Genomic DNA, 18,442 nt, shown 5'->3' with positions numbered 1-18,442 from the left:
GTAATAAAATTTATTTGCCGTCAGTTGAAAGGATTTACAGTAGTGCCATTATATGCTAAAGTTCAATGCATTTATCGGTATGATAGAGTAAATGCTCATTGCGCTGAACGTAGCCAAGCTGATTTGTCAGCAATTTTGTATGACCTATTTTAAACTCAGGAATATTTTGATGGTGATGTCCGTAAATCCAATAGTCCGGCGTGGTATCTAAAATCAAATCATCTAATATCGTTGCAAAAGCCTCGTTCAGGTAGTCTCCTTTATATTCTGGAGGGTAGTTTTTAAAAGTTGGAACGTGATGTGTGATCACTACTTTTTTACCTGGTGTATCTTCTTCTAAAGCTGAGCGTAGAAACGTAAGGCTATTTGCGTGAAAATAATTATAGTCGGGAATTTGAAAGCGCTTTCCATCATAACTAATTTGATAAAAATCATTCAGGCCACGTTCTATCCGCCAGCCATTTAAAAGACTGATGGACGACCACAATGTGGAAAACAGTAACTGATGCGCGCCAATTTTTTTAACCACATTATTTATCAGTGACACATTATTTCTGATTTTTTCTTCAAATGAACCCGATCTATTTGAAATATCACTTTGATAGTGCTCGTGATTTCCTGGTATCCAATAGGTTGCTTCAAAGTGATCACTGATATAATCAAAAAAGTCCCTATGTCTATCTATCCTGGTAAACAAAGTAACATCGCCAGCCAATATCAAAATGTCGCCTATGGGCTTAATGGGGGTAGCTTTTACATAGGCGGTTGATAGACCTGAATGATCCGGGATTTGCGATTTTTTCGTAACGTGATCTTTTCTGATTGGATTCGGTGATCTACTGAGAGTGTGACGGAAACCGTGAGCTCCTGCTGTGACCGCCGGACGGTTAAAGCGACGCGGTCGTCCGGAGCATGCTGCGCCAGCAGTTCCCTCAGTTGAGAGGCGCAAATGAGGTTCTGCTGATCAAAACGGCTGATGATGTCATTTTTGCGAAGTCCGGCGCGCTCGCCGGCACCGTTTTTCAGGACTTTGGTAATGACTACCCCCTGAATATTGGGGGTACCGAGTCGTTTGCCTTGTGCGTCATCCATATCCTGGAAAGTAATATCCAGCTGCGCATGCTGTACCCGGCCATACTTGCTCAGGTCCTGCCAGACCTTTTTGACCAGGTCTGCGGAAATGGCAAAAGCATAACCTGCAAAGGTGCCGTTGGGGGAAATAATCGCGGAGTTGATCCCGATCAGTTTGCCGTTGCGGTCGACCAGGGCGCTCCCGCTCATGCCTTCATTGCTGGCGGCATCGGTTTGCAGAAAGGAATTAACCTGGCCGGGCGTTTCGGGCTCATCGATGGGACGGTACCGGGCGCTCAGGATACCGGAGGTGACCGTAGAATTAAGTTCCAGCGGATTGCCTACGGCGAGCACCGGCTCACCCACGCGAACCAGTGATGGCTCGCCTAATTCCAGGAAGGGAAGGCCATTTTCGGAGATCTGGAGTAAGGCCAGATCCGTGGCCTCATCCATGCCGGTCAGCCTAGCCCGGTAGGTCCTGCGATCGGTTAAGATCACCACAAGGCTGTCGCCACCGTTCAGGATATGGGCGTTGGTGATGATGTCACCGGTAGGTGACAATAGCACACCGGAAGCGCTGCCGATCATGGCGGACCCGTTAGCCCCGGAAGATTTAATACCCATACGCAGTGCCTGTCCGGCGCGAACGTCGTTCAGGCTATCGGACCAGTACGACTGGACCCGCACAACGGCCGGGAGGGCCTTGGCGGCGGCATAACTCAGGTCGGCCGACTGCGCAGCAGCGAGCAGCGGCAGCAAAAGCTGGAGTGCGCAAAGGATGGATATCGCCGGATTTTTCATGATACTAGCCAACAAGTTGAGGGAACAGGAAGAATACGATCAGCAATAAAATGATCAGTCCGATGGTGATCAGGGTGGCGAGCTTGCTGTGTTTTTCGGTCCAGGTCAGCCGGCGCCTGCGGGGTTGAATAAAATGTGTTTGTTTCATGGTATGACAAATTGAGAATGTAATCAGGATTTGGTATTGGTTTCCGGATCATCGATGAAGTGTACGTTAGCTGTTAAGCGTTCGTGGGCTTTCGGCGCTTCATCACCGTAACCAAAGACCAGCGCCAGATAAACTTGCTCCGGGTACGGGATACGCAGTTTATAATAAATAGGCGTGTGTTCGACCGCTTTGCCAACACCCAGTGGGCAACTGTCCAGGCCGAGGGCTTTGGCGGCCAGCATCATATTCTGAGCGCACATACTGATATCGTAACAGGCCCAGGGTTCATCCTTGGGTGCAGTAAGGAAAACGACGACCGGCGCGTGGTAAAAGATATCGGGCCCTTTGAGCAGCTCGCTATGGTACAGGCTATACAATGCGCCAGCCGCCAGTTTAACGATACCGGCCGGGCCTTCATGCACCATTTCTTTGGCTAAGGTCTTGATGATGGCTTTAGAAAACTCCTCGATCGATTCTTTTTCGGTCAGGACATAAAAGTGCCAGGGTTGTTTCATCATGGCCGTCGGCGCCATCCTGCCGGCGTCGATGATCCGGGATAAGATTTCCCGTTCTACCGGCAGATCCTTATAGCGACGCACCGACCGGCGTTCGTAAATGGTCCGAAGGGTTTCCGGTAGCTCCTCGCTTGTTTTTATTGTTTTCATCAGATGTTCATACTTTCTGTTGTTAAAGTTAAAGAGGACTTCAGCCTTGACCCGTGACCGGGGTCACCCGGATTTATGATTAACCACGGCATGCGGATCAGTCTTTGAGGTGACCGGCATCATTTTACGATCAGTTTCCCTGAGCGAAATTGCGGTTCAAATTGAAAGTTATGAAAGGCATCATTATTTATGCGGGTAAGTACGGCGCGACCGATCAGTATGCTCAGTGGTTAGCAGAGGCTTTAAAATTGCCCAGGATGCGGGCAGAAAATGCAACTGCTGCGATCCTGTCCAGCTATGACGTGGTCATCCTGGGCAGTTCGGTTTATATCGGAAAGCTTTACCTCCGGAAATGGCTCATACTGCATTTAAGCGATCTGGCTGATAAAAAGGTATTTTTGTTTATTGTTTGCGGTTCGACGGACGAGAATCAGGCCGAACAGCGTAAGCTGATCGAAACTAACCTGACACCTTCCTTTCAGCGATCGGCGCAGGTGTTCTTTTTACCCGGCCGCTGTGTCATCGACAAACTTTCCTGGCTGGACCGTATCGGTTTAAAGCTGGGTGCGATGATGGCCAAGGATCCGAAACAAAAGGCAAACATGAATTCAGGTTTTGACCGCATGGACCGCACCGCCCTGGATCAGGTGATTAAGGCTATCGAACAACATCAGCAAACCGGTAGCCTAACTGCCGGTAAGGAAAACCGGTTAAATGTCCTTAACTGAAATAGATCCTGGCGCCCAGACCGGAAAGATCGAACAGCACATGGGCGACGGTGGGTAGCAGGATAGACCGGGTGTTCCTGGTCACAGAGGCATAGGCCAGTCCCAGCATGAAACTAACATCTATGTTTTTTATAATCCAAATGCATAGTAATAAACACCCGGCCGGTTCGCATAAACCCCTTCCAGCATAACGCCGCCTTTCTTATCCTGCAGTTTTTGGATAAAATCGCTGGTGGTATTGACCGGCTGCCCGTCCACCCCGGTAACGATGAACCCAGTTCTGATGCCAGTTTGACCGGCAATTTTACCCGGCGAAATGGAAACAATTTTAACGCCGCCGGATAGTTTTAAGCGATTCTTCTCTTCGGAAGTCAGGTTGGAGACCTCGATACCTAAGGCTTTTAGAATGGCGTCGGAAGCTATCGCGTTTTTGGATAGCGCCTCAACGGGCATTAAAATCACAGGAATGACCTTTTCTTTGCCGGCGCGTATGATCGTCAGCTCCAATTTTTCGCCGGGCTGTGCCCTGGCTATCAGTTCACGCAATTGTGTTGCTGTTTCAACCGGATGGTTTCCCACTTTTTCGATGACATCTTTTCTCCGGATGCCGGCGCTGATCGCCGGACTGTTACTTTCCAGACTGTCTACGATCACCCCAGTAGTTTCCGGGATACCCAGCATTTTTGCCTTTTCCACGTTCATATCACTGATCACGATGCCCAGGTATCCGTGCTTCACTTTCCGTAGCGCAACAGATCATTGATCGTTTTTTTTTGCAATTTCTATAGGTATGGCGAATGAATAGCCGGCATAAGCGCCTGTAGGAGAAGCTATGGCCGCGGTAATACCGATAAGCCTGCCGTTGATGTCAACCAGCGCCCCACCGCTGTTACCCGGGTTCATGGCCGCATCGGTTTGGATATAGGATTCCACCGCCCACCGGTCTGTAAGCAGATTGATATTCCTGGCCTTGGCACTAATGATACCGGCGGTAACAGTCGAAGCCAGGTTAAAAGGATTGCCGACGGCTAATACAAAATCACCAACGGCCAGCGAATCGGAATTTCCGAATTCAATAAAAGGCAGTTTTTTTTCATCGATCTTCAATAAGGCCAGATCCGTTGCCGGATCAGTGCCAATAACTTTTGCCTTATAGCTGCGCTGGTCATGCAGGACCACTTCAATGCTTTCGGCGCCGTTGACCACATGATTATTGCTCACGATATAGCCATCGCTGGCGATAATAACTCCGGACGCACTGCCCAGCTGCCTTCTCGGTTCCCGGCTCTCGGGCGGAAAAAAGCGTCTCGGAAAATCCTCGTCAAAGAAATCCTTAAATAGATCCGGCGCCTCGCGGCCGACCCCGGCCGGGAAAACAGATTTGATATGGACGACGCCAGCCGTTGACCTGCTCGCCGCATACCTGAAATTTAGCCCTTCTGGAACCAGATACCGCCTGTCAGGCCTTTGATGCTGCAGGCTTTTCCGTTGCATTTCCTCAAAGCCCATCATCTCCCTGGCTTCATTTCCTGTAAACGTTTTCGCAGGTTGTCCGTTACAGGCATTGAACAATGAGCTTATCCCTATCAACACCATCAAAAACGGAAAAATCGTTTTTTTCATGTCCTATAATTTTAGTCACTATATCAAAATTGACCTTTTAGGACAGGGCTGCCAATGATTCTGGTCATCATAATTAATGATCCTAAGCCGCTCTTAGGTGAAAGTGGAGCGCGAACAGGCGCAAAGAAGAAGCTTACCGGACTCCCAGGTTATTCAATCTGTTACTGCCGCAGGATCCTGAGCAGGTCAACACCTTCACCCAACACGCCCTTGAACAAATCTCCGGTAGCCCGTAGTCTTTGCGGGGCATTTTGTATCGTAAAATTACGGATGTTCAGGCCCGGCTTGATCTCCTCCCAGCTCAGGGGCATGGAAACCGGCGCGCCAGGCTTGGGTCTGAGGGAATAGGGTGCAGCTACTGTCGCCGCGAATCTGTTCTGCAAATAATCCAGGTATAATTTACCCTGCCTTTTATGGATCATACGTTCCATAGTAGTATAGCCGGAAGTCTGCTGATGGGCCACGGTTAAGATGTGCCTGGCCAGTTGTGCCGACTGATCAAAAGAATATTTCGCGCCCAGCGGGATGTAGATATGCAGCCCTGTTAATCCCGATGTTTTGGGATAGGCGCTTACACCCAGACCGTTCAGTGTTGCTTTAATAACCAATGCTACCTGAATGACCTTGCTGAAGCTGTTCCCGCCGGGATCGAGGTCAAGGACACAATAGTCCGGATGATCCGGCGAGGTGATGCGGCTGCACCAGGGGTTGATCTCAATACAGCCAAGCCCTGCCATCCAAAGCAAGGCCGCCTCATCGTTTGCGACAAGGTAATGCTGCAGCTCGCCTACTTCAGTGGTATGTTCAAATGATTCCGCCCATTCGGGCAGGATGCCGCTGACATCTTTCTGGTAAAAATGTCCCCCGGTGATCCCGTCCGGAAAACGATGCAGGGTGACAGGACGGCCTTTCAGGTAAGGCAGCATATACGACGCGACCTGATCGTAATAATTGATCAGGTCTCTTTTGGCGAGACCGTCATCCGGCCAGTACAGCTTATCAAGATGGCTGAAAGTCAGCTGATGCTGATCCACCACCCTAACCTGGGTTTCATCGCCTTTATTCAATAGCATTTTAGACATAACTACAACCATTAATGAGCGTGAATGATTTCAGGGGTTTCCGCCGGAATTTCGAGGATAACTTCCCTCGCAGCTTTATCGCTGCGCAAACCTTTAAAGGAAGCTTGCCGCAGCTTTCCCTCGGCGGTTATTTCTGCGAAATCCACTTCACCTACCAGTTCCGGACTGAGCCAGATGGGCCTGCCACCGAGACGGCCCGGCAGAAAATCTGATGGTTCACTTACGGTATGGTCAAAAGGGCAATTGGCCACGATCACCGGACGAAACCGGGCCATCAGGGTCTTTTGCAGTTCAAGCGGAAAGCCGGTGCCTACCTTACCCACATAACGCAGCTTACCATTTTGGTATACGCCGACCAGGAGCGCACTAAGAAGATTCGGACTGTCCTGCTTTTGCGTGAACCCGCCAATAACGACTTCCTGCCGCCTTTTGACCTTGATCTTCAACCAGTCACGCGACCGGATACCCGGCAAATATTTACTGTCGGCTTTCTTGGCGATAATTCCTTCCAGTCCCTGCCTTTCAGCGCTTTGGAAAACCCCCACGCCGTCATCATGTTGCACCTCACTCAGGCGGACATGGTTGCCAGCCTGCGGCAACACCGCTTTAAGCACGGCCTGCCGCCCGGTCAGCGGCAGGTCCATCAGGTTTCGCCCCTCGTACCAGAGTATATCAAATACTTCATAAACCAACTGTCCGTTTGCCATGCCGCGCCAGTTTTGCAATGCCGCAAAATCAGATATGCCTTTTTGATTAAGCACAACAATTTCACCATCAATGACCGCCCTGGCCTTCCAGCGCGCCAGCTGTGTGGTGATCGGATAGAACCGGTCGAATGTTAGTCCGTTCCTGGAGATCAGCTTCGCCTCTCCGTCAAGAACGACCCCGAGCGCCCGGTAGCCGTCCCATTTGGTCTCATAAGACCATCCGGATGCGTTAAATGGCGTATTGACGAGCGTCGCTTTCATCGGCTCAATAACCGTTGGCATGGCTGAACGGCCTGCATTTTTTAACAAACTGATGATTTCGTTGTGGGGTGTTGTTTCCATGTGCTGAATTTATATAACTGGGCTTTGATCGCCATTAACGCGTTCTTTGAAACGCTTGCTCAGACGTCTGACCTCGCGGGCCTCCGACGGGTCCCTCGACCCGGCCAACCAGTGGTCGTGCCATTGTCCGATCGCTTCCTGCAATTCGTCCAGGTAAGCCGTATCCAGCCTGAACGGAAGTTCGCCCCGGACGAGCGGGTAATTATAGCGCAGCAACTTGATACGCTTACGGCACTCATGTAGCCGTTCAGCAGAGAAGTGTTCGGACAGGACGCCCGCTGCGAACCGCAGTTGTTTTTCATAAAACCGGCGGACATTTCTTTGCCGGATACGTCTGAGCCGTTTTTTGATCCTGCGGCGTACGTTAGCGCTACATTTTAGAAAATCCACGGCGCAAGACCGAAGGTTTCGCATGGCTGTAGTCAAATTTTCTGCCTGCGGGTCCATTTTCCCGCTGATATAGGCATTACGCAACTCGCCAGCCTGTTGAAAAACATTTTTAACAGGCTTGAAATACCCTTTCAGCTGGCGGCCGTTCCTGCGATAGCTGCATAGGACTAATAAAGCCTTTAGTTTCTTTACCTGTACCCGGAACCGGTGCAGATCTTCCTGGTCCAGCGTTTCGAGATAATTGTGCAATTGCGCTCTCATGTCCTGCCATTCTGTTGTAAAGTATTTGATCGCAATTTTCTTTTTCATACGGAACCGGCTAAAAAGATCGTGGCAAGGCAGTTTCAATTATATCAGGGCTTCGAAAGCCCATCATAAACGGTCAAGGCTGAAGGCAGACAGGTGGCAACGCCATTTAATCCGCATACCGTCAGGGTAATTAGTATCGTATCGACGATCTCGGCACGGGTTGCACCCAGTTCTTTGGCTGCTGCGGTATGATAGTCAACAGCCTGGCTGTCGCCCAGTGCTGCTTTCATACCAATATAGACCAGTTGTTTGGTTTTGACATCGAGGCCGGTAGTGCCCTGTAGCGAGGCGACCAGTTGGTTGAAGGCCTGCGCTACTTCCGGGGCCTCCTTATTAAAAACGTTTAAAGGATCGCTGTTCATATCGTAAGTGTATTAATTAAGTGATATCGCTATTGTGTATTTTCAGGAAATATAGGGCCAGCAACAGCATTGAACCCGGGGCGGTGATCAGCCAGGGTGAGCCAATGAGTAGTATTAGTGTTGAAAAATGCGGGTAAAAATAGGCAACACAGATCAGTGGCACCACCAAACCGTTAGCCAACAGAAAACGGCGAAGCCATGGATGATCGCTCTTTTTGTTAAGCGCGAAGGCTGCGAAGAAGGTCGAGATGCCCAGGCAGATATAGCCGATCGCATCAAGTGTCCAAAAGAATGAATGGGGCTTAACGGTCAGAATCGTGTCCCGCGGATCGTTTAACGATGCCGGGATCACGGTAGCCAACTGTACGACATACATCAGGATCACATAGGCCGCATAAAGTTGGGCGAAAAGCAACGCTGCGTGGCTCCAGAAACGGCGCTCTGCGGGCAATAAGTCATAAAAAGCCAGCATGGCCAGCAAAAAAGGGGGCGCGATGGCCAACGAAAAGCTGTAGATCAGCCGGTCGCCGAGCGGATAATGCAGCATACCCGCGACCTGCATGAGCTGCACAACTCCGTAACCCGCTGCCGCCAAAAATGCTGCCAGCGCAAAATAAAATCCTGCCAAAGCTGTCCGTTGTTTCATGCCCCCAAATTATGGCAGGAACCGCTGCCAGCATATGATCCCCGTCACCTCATAAACTGATCTCAAACACTATGATAACTATGGCAATTTGTCTTCGCGCCCGGCAGCTCCGGCGGTACGGGTAGCGCGGGTGCAGGTTAAGCGCTTTGCATTTGACGCCATTCATTGTACAAGATCATGCCGCTGCGTGACCGTCGGCATTTATTGTACGGCCGGGCACCTGTAATTTTAACTAGAAATTCGATCACGTTGGAAAACAAGTGATCCGGAGCACGGGCCTTGGGTAAATCATAAAATTAATGGAGGGCATATGAAATTAATAACCAAAAGAATAGCGGAGATTACCGGCGCCAGGGGTACCGGATTTTCCCTGAAGGGTATCGGGCTGGCGGGCACGCTGGCCTTCGGTTCAGCTGCGGCAGGTGCCTTAGCCATCGGCGCGCTGGCGATCTGCCGGCTGGCCATCAAAAAGGCGGTCATCAAAGAACTTCGGATCGGCGAACTGACCGTTGATTACCTGATCATCAGGAACCAGCGGACAGGGGAGCCGCCCGAAGCAGCCGAACAGGCACAAGGATAAAAACGTTTGCCAGACACCAAAAGAAAAAGACATGAACAAGCATTTTGAACATTTTATAGAACAGGGGAACCGGTTTTTGAACGAGGTTGCCCTGACGGCCGGTTATCCAAAAAACCAGGAACTGGCGTACAGTCTGACCCGCGCTGTCTTTCATGAATTGCGCGACCGCATCCAGGTGGAAGAATCGATGCATTTGGTCTCGCAACTGCCCATGCTACTGAAAGCCATTTATGTAGACGGCTGGGATACGACCAGGCCCAGGAAGACGTATGATACCGCGGAAGAATTCCTGCTGGCGATCGTGGCCCGGGTGGATGCGATGAGGCCCGAACTGATCTTCGAGCCGACTGAAATGGTCAAAGCAGTATTTACGGTATTGCAGGTCCAGGTCTCGGACGGGGAAATGGTCCAGGTGCTCGGCCAGTTACCGCTGGACATCCAGGCCTTCATACTGTTTTGAACCCCTGATCATGAAAAAGTTAATTGGTTTATTCGTTATTGTTTTTTGTTCAGGCCTGGTCCGCGGCCAGGTGGTGGCCATAGGCATCAGGGGCGGGATCAGTATTCCCAATCTGACGGCCGGCAGTGGCGATGCTAACCCCATCAATACGGGCTATAGCTCCCGGCTTGGGACGGAAGCAGCGCTTTTTGCAGAATGGAAGTCTACCGAACGCTTTTCGGTCGAAGCGATGATCGAATATTCCGCACAGGGCGGAAAGAAAAACGGATTGCAGGCATTAAATACGCCGCCTGAGATCGTTGCGATGTATCCCGCCGGCCAGGCACCCGCTTATCTCTATGCCGACTATAAAAGCGAGGCCAGGCTGAATTACCTGCTGCTGCCGGTCTTAGCTAAGTTCACCTGGAAAGTGGGCAATACACCGTTCCACGTTTATGTCGGTGCCGGGCCATTTGCCTGCATTTTAGTGAGCGCAAGCCAGGTCACCGGTGGACAGAGCCCGTTCTATGCCGATCCGGCAGGGCAACAGCCTTTGCCCGGCGGCAGCCAGTCGTTTGACCATACGCAGAATATCCGGAAGGAATTGCACCGCTTTAATGCCGGGGCCGAAGGCCTGGCGGGTATTGCTTATCGTTGCGGCAAAAGTGCTGTTTTTATGGAGGGCGGCGGGAACTACGGGTTCCTCAATATTCAAAAAAACAGCCAGAACGGCAAAAACAATACCGGAGCAGGTATGGTCGCTTTAGGCTATAGTTATCAGTTTTGTAAATAGAATATTAAAAACCTTGATCAAATGCAAACCATTAAATTCTCAAGTACCGTGCCCTGGCAAAAAGAATTCGCTGCCACCGTCCGGCAAAGGGTGAACGCTTATTTTAAAGACAAAGGAATCTCGACCAAGGGAAACCTGTATCTGTACCTGCAGACCGCGGCCATGCTCTTTTTGTATATTACGCCTTTTGTGCTGATCCTGACCCTGGCGATGAGTACCTGGATGGCCTTGCTGCTGGTGATTGTGATGGGCATTGGCGCAGCCGGGGTTGGCATGTGCGTGATGCATGATGCGGTACACGGCTCTTATTCGGACAAGGAATGGGTCAATACGCTCATGGGCGCCACGATGTACCTGTTAGGCAGTAATGTTTTCAACTGGAAGATCCAGCATAATGTGATGCATCATGCCTATACCAATATCGAAGGCTATGACGAGGATATCGCGGTCAGCGGCCTGATCCGGCTATCGCAATATGCGCCGTTAAAAAAAGTGCACCGTTACCAGTATATCGATGCCTTTTTCTTTTATGGGTTGATGACCTTATCCAAACTCACCCGCGACTTTAGCCAGCTGGCCAAATATAACCGGGACGGCGTAACCCAGAAATTCCATATCAACCCCGCCATGGAATACGCTAAAATGGTCATCATCAAACTGGCTTACCTGTTCGTGCTGATCGGCCTGCCGATCCTGTTCACAAACTTTGCCTGGTGGCAGGTGCTGCTGGGTTTTCTCGTGATGCACTGGACCACCGGCTGTATCCTGAGTACCGTTTTCCAAATGGCGCATGTAGTGGAAGGCGCGCAGCAATTTGAGCCGGATGAAAACGGCGTCATTCCTACCGAATGGGCGGTGAATGAAGTGCTGACCACGTCGGATTTTGCGCGTAATAATTCCTTGCTGAACTGGTACGTGGGCGGTTTGAATTTCCAGATCGAACATCATTTGTTTCCGAATATTTGCCATGTGCATTACCGGCGGATCGCGCCGATCGTAGAGCAAACAACGAAAGATTTCGGCTTGTTTTATAATGTCAAACCGTCATTTTTCGCGGCGCTCCGGTCGCATGTCGCCCGGCTGAAAGAACTGGGTCAGCCTCCTGTTTTCGCGTGATCATGGGCCTTAATCATCAATCACGTGATCTGCCGGCGTCGGATCCGGCGGGATTGCCGGTACGGAAGACTGAAAGCAGATAGTCATCTCGCTTAATATCCGGTAAAAATGTTCGTTTCGTCTAAACTCCGCGAGATCATAGAGCAGGAAATCAAGACCCGCCCACAGCAGAAACCAGCCGGCCGGCTCCAGCAATACTTTCAGGCAAATGATCAGGAAAGACGCTCTCGCTTTGTAAATGATCCAGGAATTGAGCAGCATCACCAATACGCCGGCTGTCAGGAACAATAACCCGTTGATCAATTTCTGCCGGCAAAGGTGATGATGAAATTTAAATTGGGCGCTGAAGAAACGGTGAAGACTGGAGGCAATGATCTTTTCCGAAGCGTTATTCCGTTCGGTCTGCGGTAAAAAAAAGATCATGCCCCGGCTGTCCGGGATGTTTTTGATTTCGATCTTTAGCTCTGCCAGCAGATCTTCAGAAATTTTTCGGGCCTGGTAGTGACGGCTGTCGAAATCCGAATAGATATCGTCATAAGAGTCCAGCCATAAATTGATCGCTTTCATATCAGCAGGGATTATTGATTATCCGGCAAGGAATTTATTCTCCCGGATGACCTCCGTGATCAGCGCGAATAGTTCCTTCTTGGTTTTCCGGTAGCGGCCGGTCAGTTCGGTTACAAGTTGGTCCAGCGCCACCTGCCCGGCGGCTAGTGCTTCGCCGGGTTCCTCCGGCTTTTCCGCTTGCGATGTGATCAGGTGAAGATGAGCGTCCAACCGGACGCTGCAACCAGCAATTTTCTTTTCCAGCTGAAACAGCGCAGTTTTCAGGCGCTTTGATCTTTTACGGCCCTCGCTGTCAACCGTTAACTGCATAAAATGGTCGCTCAACAGCTCCTGCAGGAAATTAAGTTCGACCTGGAAGAAGGCCAGGTCGGAGCGCCTCCGCTGCGCGTTCACATAATAGTAGATCAAACGCGCGGGTAATTTCCGATCCTTTCCGTTATGGGCTGCTATGATCATCATCGTTCGCTAAGAGGGAGCTTTCGCAGGAAATTGGTCCGCGAAAGCTCCCGGGTTGTTGTGAGCAGGTTGACGGTTCTTAAATGAATTCACCTTTTTCGTTCAATTTCACTTTCAGGCGCTTATCGCCGTTCTCCAGCAGGAGCTTGAATACCTTGTCTACTTTCTCCTTGTGGTCGTAATAATGAACCTCATAAGCATCCTGCGAAATATGCCAGTTCGGAAAGCGCTGAACTACCGCGTCCCTCACTGCTGCCGGCAACTTGGTATTCTTAAATTTCTCCGCTGTACGGAGCAACTTGCCGTCTTTGTCATAAGCCGCGAGGATTTTCCCGTCGGGGATATAGAACGAGATGTAGTAACCATCGTAGTCATCGCTGTAGAATTCCGATTTTTTCACATTGTAACTCGCTGCCTGGAATTCCAGCATCCTGACCGGCTGCGCCATTTCCTTATTGTCCGCAGCATTGAGGTATTTATAGGTCGAGGCAACGATGTGTACCTCGGGCAGGATGATCTGTGCCCGAGAACTGAAAGCAGCGCCGCCAAGCAGCGCTGTCAGCAGCATTGAAAACTTAAGCCTTTTCATGATCCCTGATGTTAAAGGTGAACTAATAGGCGTACTCAGGTTCTTCCACGGTGAGTTTATTCTCGACGTGGTAAACCCCCGGTGCGGCCCAGGCTACGTTCTCCGCATCTTCGCTTTCGGCAAAAGAGCGCACTTTACCGGTCAGGATGACCTTATTGCCCAGGGTGCTGACATTAACCTTTCCCGCGTCAATAGTTGCATTCCGCTGAAAGGCGGCACTAATCTTTTGCTCCAGTTCGAAGGGATTGAGTTTAGGCTTAATGGTGATCAGGTTGGCCACCGAACGCACGCCGGTCAGGTTTTGGACCGCGTTCCTGGCGCTGGTTCGCTGGTATTCCCATTCGAGTTCGCCCTGCAGCGTTACCACGCCGTCCTCCACCTTGACCAGGATCTTATCATCCGGCACGGCGGAGTGCCATTTGAGCGCATTCACGACCGCTTCAGCGATCTCCGCGTCGGTTTTACGGTAAACCGGCGATACGCCGATCTGGATATCCTCGGCGATCGCTTTGACACCGGCCACTTTTTTAGCTGCTCTTTCGGCATCTAATTTTTTTGAAAAGGAATCTACGATCCCGGATAGGGTGACGATACCGTTCTTAACGGCGACACCGATTTCGGATGAGGTCAGAAAAGGCTGCCATTTCAGTTCATCCATCACGTCTTTTTGAATTTGAACGTCTGTTTTCATAATTTTAGTTATTAAATAAAAGATGTAGAATTAACAGCTCAAAAAACGGTTAATAAGCTGAAATATAACATGATGGTGCTCAGCGTTGGAAATGATGCTGATCATTCTCAGGCAACGGCAAAGCGGTTTTCTTTGTACAGTTAATTACCTCCAAATGAACAGGGACCAGCACTTATCTTTTCCGCCGGATGCTCCTATGCCCCGATACGAACAAAGGCTCGTCGCGGGTCTGCTGGACAAGGCCGGCATCTGCCTCAACGGCTCCGATCCCGGAGATATCCGGGTGAACGACCCGCTCTTTTATCCGATCGTGCTCGGGAACGGCTCCCTTGGCCTGGGAGAGGCCTATATGGCCGGTTTCTGGGAGTCGCCCTCACCGGATGTCACCCTGTATAAACTGCTGAGCGCCTGCCTGGAAAATCAGTTGAGGCCCGGTCTGACGCTCTTATTGTACCGACTTGGCGGTCTTTTATTTAACGGCCAGTCCGTCCGGCAGGCACGCCTTAACATCTCCAAACATTACGACTTGGGGAATGACCTGTTTGAGGCCATGCTGGACAAGCGCCTGATCTATTCCTGCGCCTACTGGCAGCAGGCGGCGACGCTGGACGAGGCGCAGGAAAATAAAATGGACCTGATCTGCCGGTAGCTGTACCTCGAACCCGGCCATCGCCTGCTAGATATCGGCTGCGGCTGGGGCGGCCTGGCAGCTTATGCCGCCGAAAAATATGGCGTGGAAGTGGTGGGTATTACCTTATCAGCGGAGCAGGCCAGGCTGGCCCGCGAGCGTTACGCTCATTTGCCGGTCAGGATCCTGTTGCAGGACTATCGTGACCTGAGCGGCTCGTTCGACCGGGTGGTTTCGGTCGGCATGATCGAGCATGTCGGTTATAAAAATTATCCCGTTTACCTGCGGGCGGTGCAGCGCGTATTGAAAGACGACGGGCTGTTCCTTTTACACGGCATCGGCTCCCCGATATCGGTAACGCGTACGGACCCCTGGATCGACCGGTATATTTTCCCCAACGGCATGATGCCTTCCCTGCAGCAGCTCGGCGCTGCGGCCGAGGGCCTGTTCGTTCTGGAAGACTGGCATAACTTAGGCACGGATTACGACCGGACGCTGATGGACTGGCGCCGGCGATTCAAACAGGCCTGGCCCGGTTTAAAAGCGAAATACGGCGAGACCTTTTACCGGATGTGGGATTATTACCTGTGCTGTAGCGCAGCCTCCTTCCGGGCAAAAAAGAACCAACTCTGCCAGCTGGTGTTCTCCAAACCCGGGAACCACCGGACCTATCTGCCGGTAAGGTGATCAGCCCGCTTTTTTCAGCCTCCCCAGTTTTCCCAGGTAGAACTGTACTTCGTCGTCACTCACCTCGTTAAAATGCTCATAAAAAGCGCCGACCCCATAAAACTCCTCGGGAACGAGTAAGGCGATCACTTCGTCTGCTTCCTTGTGAAGTTTTATTAACGCCTCCCTGGATGCTATGGGCACCGCGATGACCAGCTTAGCGGGTTTACCTTTTTTGATCACACCAATCGTGCTCAGCAGGGTATTGCCTGTCGCCACACCGTCGTCAATAACGATCACCGTTTTGCCCTCCAGCTTTTCCGGCTCATGATCTCCCATGAATTTTTGAGACATCTCTTTCAGCCGCGCCCGTATCGCCGTTAATTCCCGTTCGATATATGCCGGCGGAACGTCCCGGTGGGGTATTACAAAATGATCGGTCAGACTGGCCGCGCCAATGGCGTATTCTTTATGATTGGGATGCCCGATCTTCTTGGTCAGCACCACTTCCAGCGGAAAGCCCAGTTCCCTTGCCACCTGGTAGGCGACCGGGACACCGCCGCGCGGAACCGCCAGGACGAGCCCCTGGTCATTTTTATATTTTTGCAGTTTGGCGGCCAGTAGTTTACCGGCCTGGGTTCTGTCTTTAAACATCTTCGTTGATTTATGTTACATCATACCATAATTGCCGGGATATGGTTGTTGAACCAACCGGCGGCCAGTTCGGCTACTTTTTCCAAAGTACCCGGCTCTTCAAACAGGTGTGTAGCCCCGTCAACTACCTCCAGGTGCTTTTCGCATTCCAGCTCTTTGAAAGCTTCCTGATTAAATTGCAGCACCTGCGGATCCAGGTTTCCCACGATCAAAAGTGTCGGGCTCTGTACCGAAGGCAGTTCCTCCCTGGCCAGGTCTGGCCGTCCGCCCCGGCATACAACTGCAAATATCTCCGGAAGCCGGGCCGCGGCTTTGAGCGCTGACGCCGCACCGGTGCTGGCACCAAAATAACCTGTAGGGAGGTCCTTTGCCACGGGAAGCTTTTCCAGCCAGACGGTCGCCGCGATGAGCCGCTCTTTCAGCAGATCAATGGCAAAGCGGTTATAATAGTTTTGATCCTCTTCCGCCGTCAACAGGTCGAATAATAGCGTGCCAAAGCCGTGCCCCTGCAGGAATTTTGCGATATGCTGGTTGCGCTTGCTGAACCGGCTGCTGCCGCTGCCATGCGAGAAAATGATGATCGCCCGGGCAGCCTTAGGAATGAACAGGTCGCCTTTGAGTCTGACAATACCCGCAGGTATACTGACCTGGTTTTGATATAATATTTCCATCACCCTAAACTTTTAAGACCACTAACCATTGTCCGGCACTTGCCTGGACTTTATTATATAAAATTAAGAACCGACTGGGCGTCCATCTATGATACGGGTCACCTAACCGACTGACCGTCATCATGAAAAACCTATCCTGGATGAATGTATTTTTGATCTTGATAACAAGACAAAGGAGAGCTGGGAATATTTATTGCACCAGGCGGGAGAACAAAATAAGCTCCTGATCATGAATGATTTTGCAGGCGATGCGGCGTTGATGAAAAATCATATCGGGCACCGGGCCATCGGCGTGGTGTATGATCCATTGCATGAACGCTACGGCAATTATGTTTCCACCATTTTACCTTTGCGTTATGATGCTTTTATTTACCTGGACGAAACGTCAGCTTTGCATCCGCTGCATATTCAACCTGATGGGAGCCAGATACCCGAAACCTATCCGTTTGGGGTGTAAGAAACTTTGCCCTATCATAATTTCTTCAGCTTGTTATCCAGAATAGAGCCCATAGCTATGCTGATAACAGGAATGGCCACATAACCCAGACCTATGGATATGAAATAAGCTGTAAAAGTTGATTTCATCATCGGGATCAATATCAGGGTATCCAATACGATATTGAGCACCAGCCATGATAAGCCCACCATAATTCCATTTTTGATAAAGTGGTGTTCGACAAACTTGAAATACCGGTAAAGAAGATAACAGCCGGAAATTGTTCCAACCAGCAAGATTACCGATTTAAAAGTAGCGTAGGGCACCACGAGTTCACCTCCGGGTTTGTAAAACAGGAAGGAAACGGCAAATGGAATCAGCCAGGATAAAAAGCCCAGCAATACATTTTTAATGATCAGTTTCTTTGTCATGATTTTTTGAGTTTAGCAGCGCTTTGCGCATTGAACCTTTTTTCTTGCTGTAAAAGAATAGCAGCCAGCACCACCACCCACAACAGGAAAACGCCGATGTTGATCCGTTCCCATACGCCGATCAGCGGTGTGAGCTGGTTTTTACCCACCAGCGGCGCATCCAGGAAGGTTAGCGTGCCGAACACCAGCAATACGATAAAGGTGATGATGGAATAGATCCGGAAAGCCCTGTCGAAGGCCGCTGCGGCAAACCCCAGTGCCAGCAAATACAGCACCTCGGTCACTGCACCTAAGGCGATGTGCAAGGTATCGGAAAAAGTGGCGCCGCCTGCCGCCAGCGTTTCACGCAGGTGCATTGGGGCAAACGGCCAGATAAAGCCGAGTGCCGCATAGGCGATCATCAAAATTCCGGCAATACGCAGTGGCCGGTTATTTTTCGCGGATAACCACACACCCCAGGCAAAGGCGAGCATCAGTAAGGTGTAAGGGCTGCATAACCAAATCCATAAGGTTCTGGTAGGCGCACCAATGGCTGAGAGCTCGCTGACCGTTTGCGAAGCGGAATGATAAGCCGGCCATTGCATCGGCACAACAACATTCAGCGCGGCGTAGAGCAGCGAAGAAAGGATACCGCAAAGGAGTAAAAATTTCCGGGCCATCGTTGTGTTTTAAGAAAATAATGGACCCCGCCACCTGCGGGCGGGGCGTAAGCCTCTCATAATAAACGACTTAATTTACCGCGATATGTTTCACGGAAGGGCTTTTGGCCTTATGGTCACGCGGCACGTTGATCTTCAGTACCCCGTCTTCATATTTAGCCACAATTTTTTCTTTATCAGCACTGTCCGGAA

At 50.7% G+C, this 18,442-nt stretch carries 25 protein-coding genes and 2 pseudogenes; 7 read left to right on the top strand and 20 right to left on the bottom strand.

Annotated elements, in window-relative coordinates:
- Positions 1-55: 55 nt before the first annotated feature.
- Genes NPE20_RS26575 through NPE20_RS26560 form a run of 4 tightly spaced genes read right to left on the bottom strand, consistent with a single transcriptional unit; the run spans position 56 to position 2,685 of the window.
- A complete protein-coding gene (locus NPE20_RS26575) occupies positions 56-790 on the bottom strand; it encodes a metallophosphoesterase (protein ID WP_354003296.1) in 735 nt (244 codons plus the stop codon).
- Positions 754-1,872, bottom strand: a complete 1,119-nt coding sequence (locus NPE20_RS26570; protein WP_256541753.1) for a S1C family serine protease — start codon at positions 1,870-1,872, stop codon at positions 754-756. The genes NPE20_RS26575 and NPE20_RS26570 overlap by 37 nt, the downstream gene beginning before the upstream one ends.
- Before the next feature lie 4 nt (positions 1,873-1,876).
- Positions 1,877-2,020, bottom strand: coding sequence for a hypothetical protein (locus NPE20_RS26565; protein WP_256541752.1), 144 nt, complete (start codon positions 2,018-2,020; stop codon positions 1,877-1,879).
- 23 nt (positions 2,021-2,043) lie between these two features.
- Positions 2,044-2,685, bottom strand: a complete 642-nt coding sequence (locus NPE20_RS26560) for a nitroreductase (RefSeq protein ID WP_256541751.1) — start codon at positions 2,683-2,685, stop codon at positions 2,044-2,046.
- A gap of 170 nt (positions 2,686-2,855) precedes the next feature.
- Between NPE20_RS26560 and NPE20_RS26555 the strand changes: the two genes are divergently transcribed.
- On the top strand, positions 2,856-3,413 hold the full coding sequence (locus NPE20_RS26555) for a flavodoxin domain-containing protein (RefSeq protein ID WP_256541750.1): 558 nt from the start codon (positions 2,856-2,858) through the stop codon (positions 3,411-3,413).
- A gap of 129 nt (positions 3,414-3,542) precedes the next feature.
- On the opposite strand, the pseudogene NPE20_RS27045 reads toward NPE20_RS26555, so the two are convergent.
- From NPE20_RS27045 to NPE20_RS26520, 7 genes and pseudogenes are all read right to left on the bottom strand, one after another.
- Positions 3,543-4,154: pseudogene (locus tag NPE20_RS27045) on the bottom strand (PDZ domain-containing protein); the annotation flags it as partial.
- Positions 4,155-4,169: 15 nt separating this feature from the next.
- A complete protein-coding gene (locus NPE20_RS26545; protein ID WP_256541748.1) occupies positions 4,170-5,036 on the bottom strand; it encodes a S1C family serine protease in 867 nt (288 codons plus the stop codon).
- Positions 5,037-5,197: 161 nt separating this feature from the next.
- Positions 5,198-6,130 (bottom strand): non-homologous end-joining DNA ligase, encoded by a 933-nt coding sequence (gene ligD / locus NPE20_RS26540; RefSeq protein ID WP_256541747.1) that lies wholly within the window; start codon positions 6,128-6,130, stop codon positions 5,198-5,200.
- The gene (ligD, locus tag NPE20_RS26535) at positions 6,130-7,167 is read right to left on the bottom strand and encodes a non-homologous end-joining DNA ligase (protein ID WP_256541746.1); all 1,038 of its coding nucleotides are present in this window, start codon (positions 7,165-7,167) and stop codon (positions 6,130-6,132) included. The genes ligD (NPE20_RS26540) and ligD (NPE20_RS26535) overlap by 1 nt, the downstream gene beginning before the upstream one ends.
- Positions 7,168-7,176: 9 nt before the next feature.
- On the bottom strand, positions 7,177-7,905 hold the full coding sequence (locus NPE20_RS26530) for a CHAD domain-containing protein (protein ID WP_256541745.1): 729 nt from the start codon (positions 7,903-7,905) through the stop codon (positions 7,177-7,179).
- Between the two features lie 5 nt (positions 7,906-7,910).
- Entirely contained in the window at positions 7,911-8,228 is a 318-nt protein-coding gene (locus NPE20_RS26525) for a carboxymuconolactone decarboxylase family protein (RefSeq protein ID WP_256541744.1), read from the bottom strand.
- 16 nt (positions 8,229-8,244) lie between these two features.
- A complete protein-coding gene (locus NPE20_RS26520; RefSeq protein ID WP_256541743.1) occupies positions 8,245-8,874 on the bottom strand; it encodes a hypothetical protein in 630 nt (209 codons plus the stop codon).
- Positions 8,875-9,184: 310 nt separating this feature from the next.
- Here NPE20_RS26520 and NPE20_RS26515 point away from each other — a divergent pair, with 310 nt between their 5' ends.
- Genes NPE20_RS26515 through NPE20_RS26500 form a run of 4 tightly spaced genes read left to right on the top strand, consistent with a single transcriptional unit; the run spans position 9,185 to position 11,802 of the window.
- Entirely contained in the window at positions 9,185-9,454 is a 270-nt protein-coding gene (locus tag NPE20_RS26515) for a hypothetical protein (protein WP_256541742.1), read from the top strand.
- Between the two features lie 31 nt (positions 9,455-9,485).
- Positions 9,486-9,914 (top strand): DUF2267 domain-containing protein, encoded by a 429-nt coding sequence (locus NPE20_RS26510; protein ID WP_256541741.1) that lies wholly within the window; start codon positions 9,486-9,488, stop codon positions 9,912-9,914.
- 10 nt (positions 9,915-9,924) lie between these two features.
- On the top strand, positions 9,925-10,686 hold the full coding sequence (locus NPE20_RS26505) for an outer membrane beta-barrel protein (protein WP_256541740.1): 762 nt from the start codon (positions 9,925-9,927) through the stop codon (positions 10,684-10,686).
- A 21-nt stretch (positions 10,687-10,707) separates the two neighbouring features.
- Entirely contained in the window at positions 10,708-11,802 is a 1,095-nt protein-coding gene (locus tag NPE20_RS26500) for a fatty acid desaturase family protein (RefSeq protein ID WP_256541739.1), read from the top strand.
- A 9-nt stretch (positions 11,803-11,811) separates the two neighbouring features.
- Here NPE20_RS26500 and NPE20_RS26495 read toward each other — a convergent pair whose 3' ends face one another.
- The 4 genes from NPE20_RS26495 to NPE20_RS26480 all read right to left on the bottom strand — a co-directional run bounded on the left by NPE20_RS26495 (position 11,812) and on the right by NPE20_RS26480 (position 14,105).
- Positions 11,812-12,369, bottom strand: a complete 558-nt coding sequence (locus NPE20_RS26495) for a hypothetical protein (protein WP_256541738.1) — start codon at positions 12,367-12,369, stop codon at positions 11,812-11,814.
- An 18-nt stretch (positions 12,370-12,387) separates the two neighbouring features.
- Entirely contained in the window at positions 12,388-12,828 is a 441-nt protein-coding gene (locus NPE20_RS26490; RefSeq protein ID WP_256541737.1) for a hypothetical protein, read from the bottom strand.
- 76 nt (positions 12,829-12,904) lie between these two features.
- The gene (locus NPE20_RS26485) at positions 12,905-13,414 is read right to left on the bottom strand and encodes a hypothetical protein (RefSeq protein ID WP_256541736.1); all 510 of its coding nucleotides are present in this window, start codon (positions 13,412-13,414) and stop codon (positions 12,905-12,907) included.
- 22 nt (positions 13,415-13,436) lie between these two features.
- Positions 13,437-14,105: a BON domain-containing protein gene (locus tag NPE20_RS26480; RefSeq protein ID WP_256541735.1), complete on the bottom strand. Its 669-nt coding sequence runs from the start codon at positions 14,103-14,105 to the stop codon at positions 13,437-13,439.
- Between the two features lie 91 nt (positions 14,106-14,196).
- Here NPE20_RS26480 and cfa point away from each other — a divergent pair.
- Positions 14,197-15,420 (top strand): annotated as a pseudogene (gene cfa, locus NPE20_RS26475) (cyclopropane fatty acyl phospholipid synthase).
- Here cfa and NPE20_RS26470 read toward each other — a convergent pair.
- Positions 15,421-16,053 carry a phosphoribosyltransferase gene (locus tag NPE20_RS26470; protein ID WP_256541733.1) on the bottom strand — a complete coding sequence of 211 codons (633 nt, stop codon included), beginning with the start codon at positions 16,051-16,053 and terminating at the stop codon, positions 15,421-15,423.
- Positions 16,054-16,073: 20 nt separating this feature from the next.
- Positions 16,074-16,724 (bottom strand): dienelactone hydrolase family protein, encoded by a 651-nt coding sequence (locus tag NPE20_RS26465; RefSeq protein ID WP_256541732.1) that lies wholly within the window; start codon positions 16,722-16,724, stop codon positions 16,074-16,076.
- A 133-nt stretch (positions 16,725-16,857) separates the two neighbouring features.
- Between NPE20_RS26465 and NPE20_RS26460 the strand changes: the two genes are divergently transcribed.
- On the top strand, positions 16,858-17,181 hold the full coding sequence (locus tag NPE20_RS26460; protein ID WP_354003295.1) for an erythromycin esterase family protein: 324 nt from the start codon (positions 16,858-16,860) through the stop codon (positions 17,179-17,181).
- A gap of 14 nt (positions 17,182-17,195) precedes the next feature.
- On the opposite strand, the gene NPE20_RS26455 is transcribed toward NPE20_RS26460, so the two are convergent.
- The 3 genes from NPE20_RS26455 to NPE20_RS27040 form a co-directional block, all read right to left on the bottom strand.
- Complete coding sequence (locus tag NPE20_RS26455) at positions 17,196-17,591, bottom strand: hypothetical protein (RefSeq protein WP_256541731.1); 396 nt, start codon at positions 17,589-17,591, stop codon at positions 17,196-17,198.
- Entirely contained in the window at positions 17,588-18,250 is a 663-nt protein-coding gene (locus NPE20_RS26450) for a DUF998 domain-containing protein (RefSeq protein WP_256541730.1), read from the bottom strand. The genes NPE20_RS26455 and NPE20_RS26450 overlap by 4 nt, the downstream gene beginning before the upstream one ends.
- 70 nt (positions 18,251-18,320) lie before the next feature.
- Positions 18,321-18,442, bottom strand: a 122-nt coding sequence (locus NPE20_RS27040) for an Hsp20 family protein (RefSeq protein WP_354003294.1), incomplete at its 5' end; no start/stop codon positions are given.

This window comes from Mucilaginibacter aquariorum (genome assembly GCF_024498135.1).
GTDB lineage: Bacteria > Bacteroidota > Bacteroidia > Sphingobacteriales > Sphingobacteriaceae > Mucilaginibacter > Mucilaginibacter aquariorum.
This window is presented reverse-complemented; position numbering and strand designations above follow the sequence as displayed.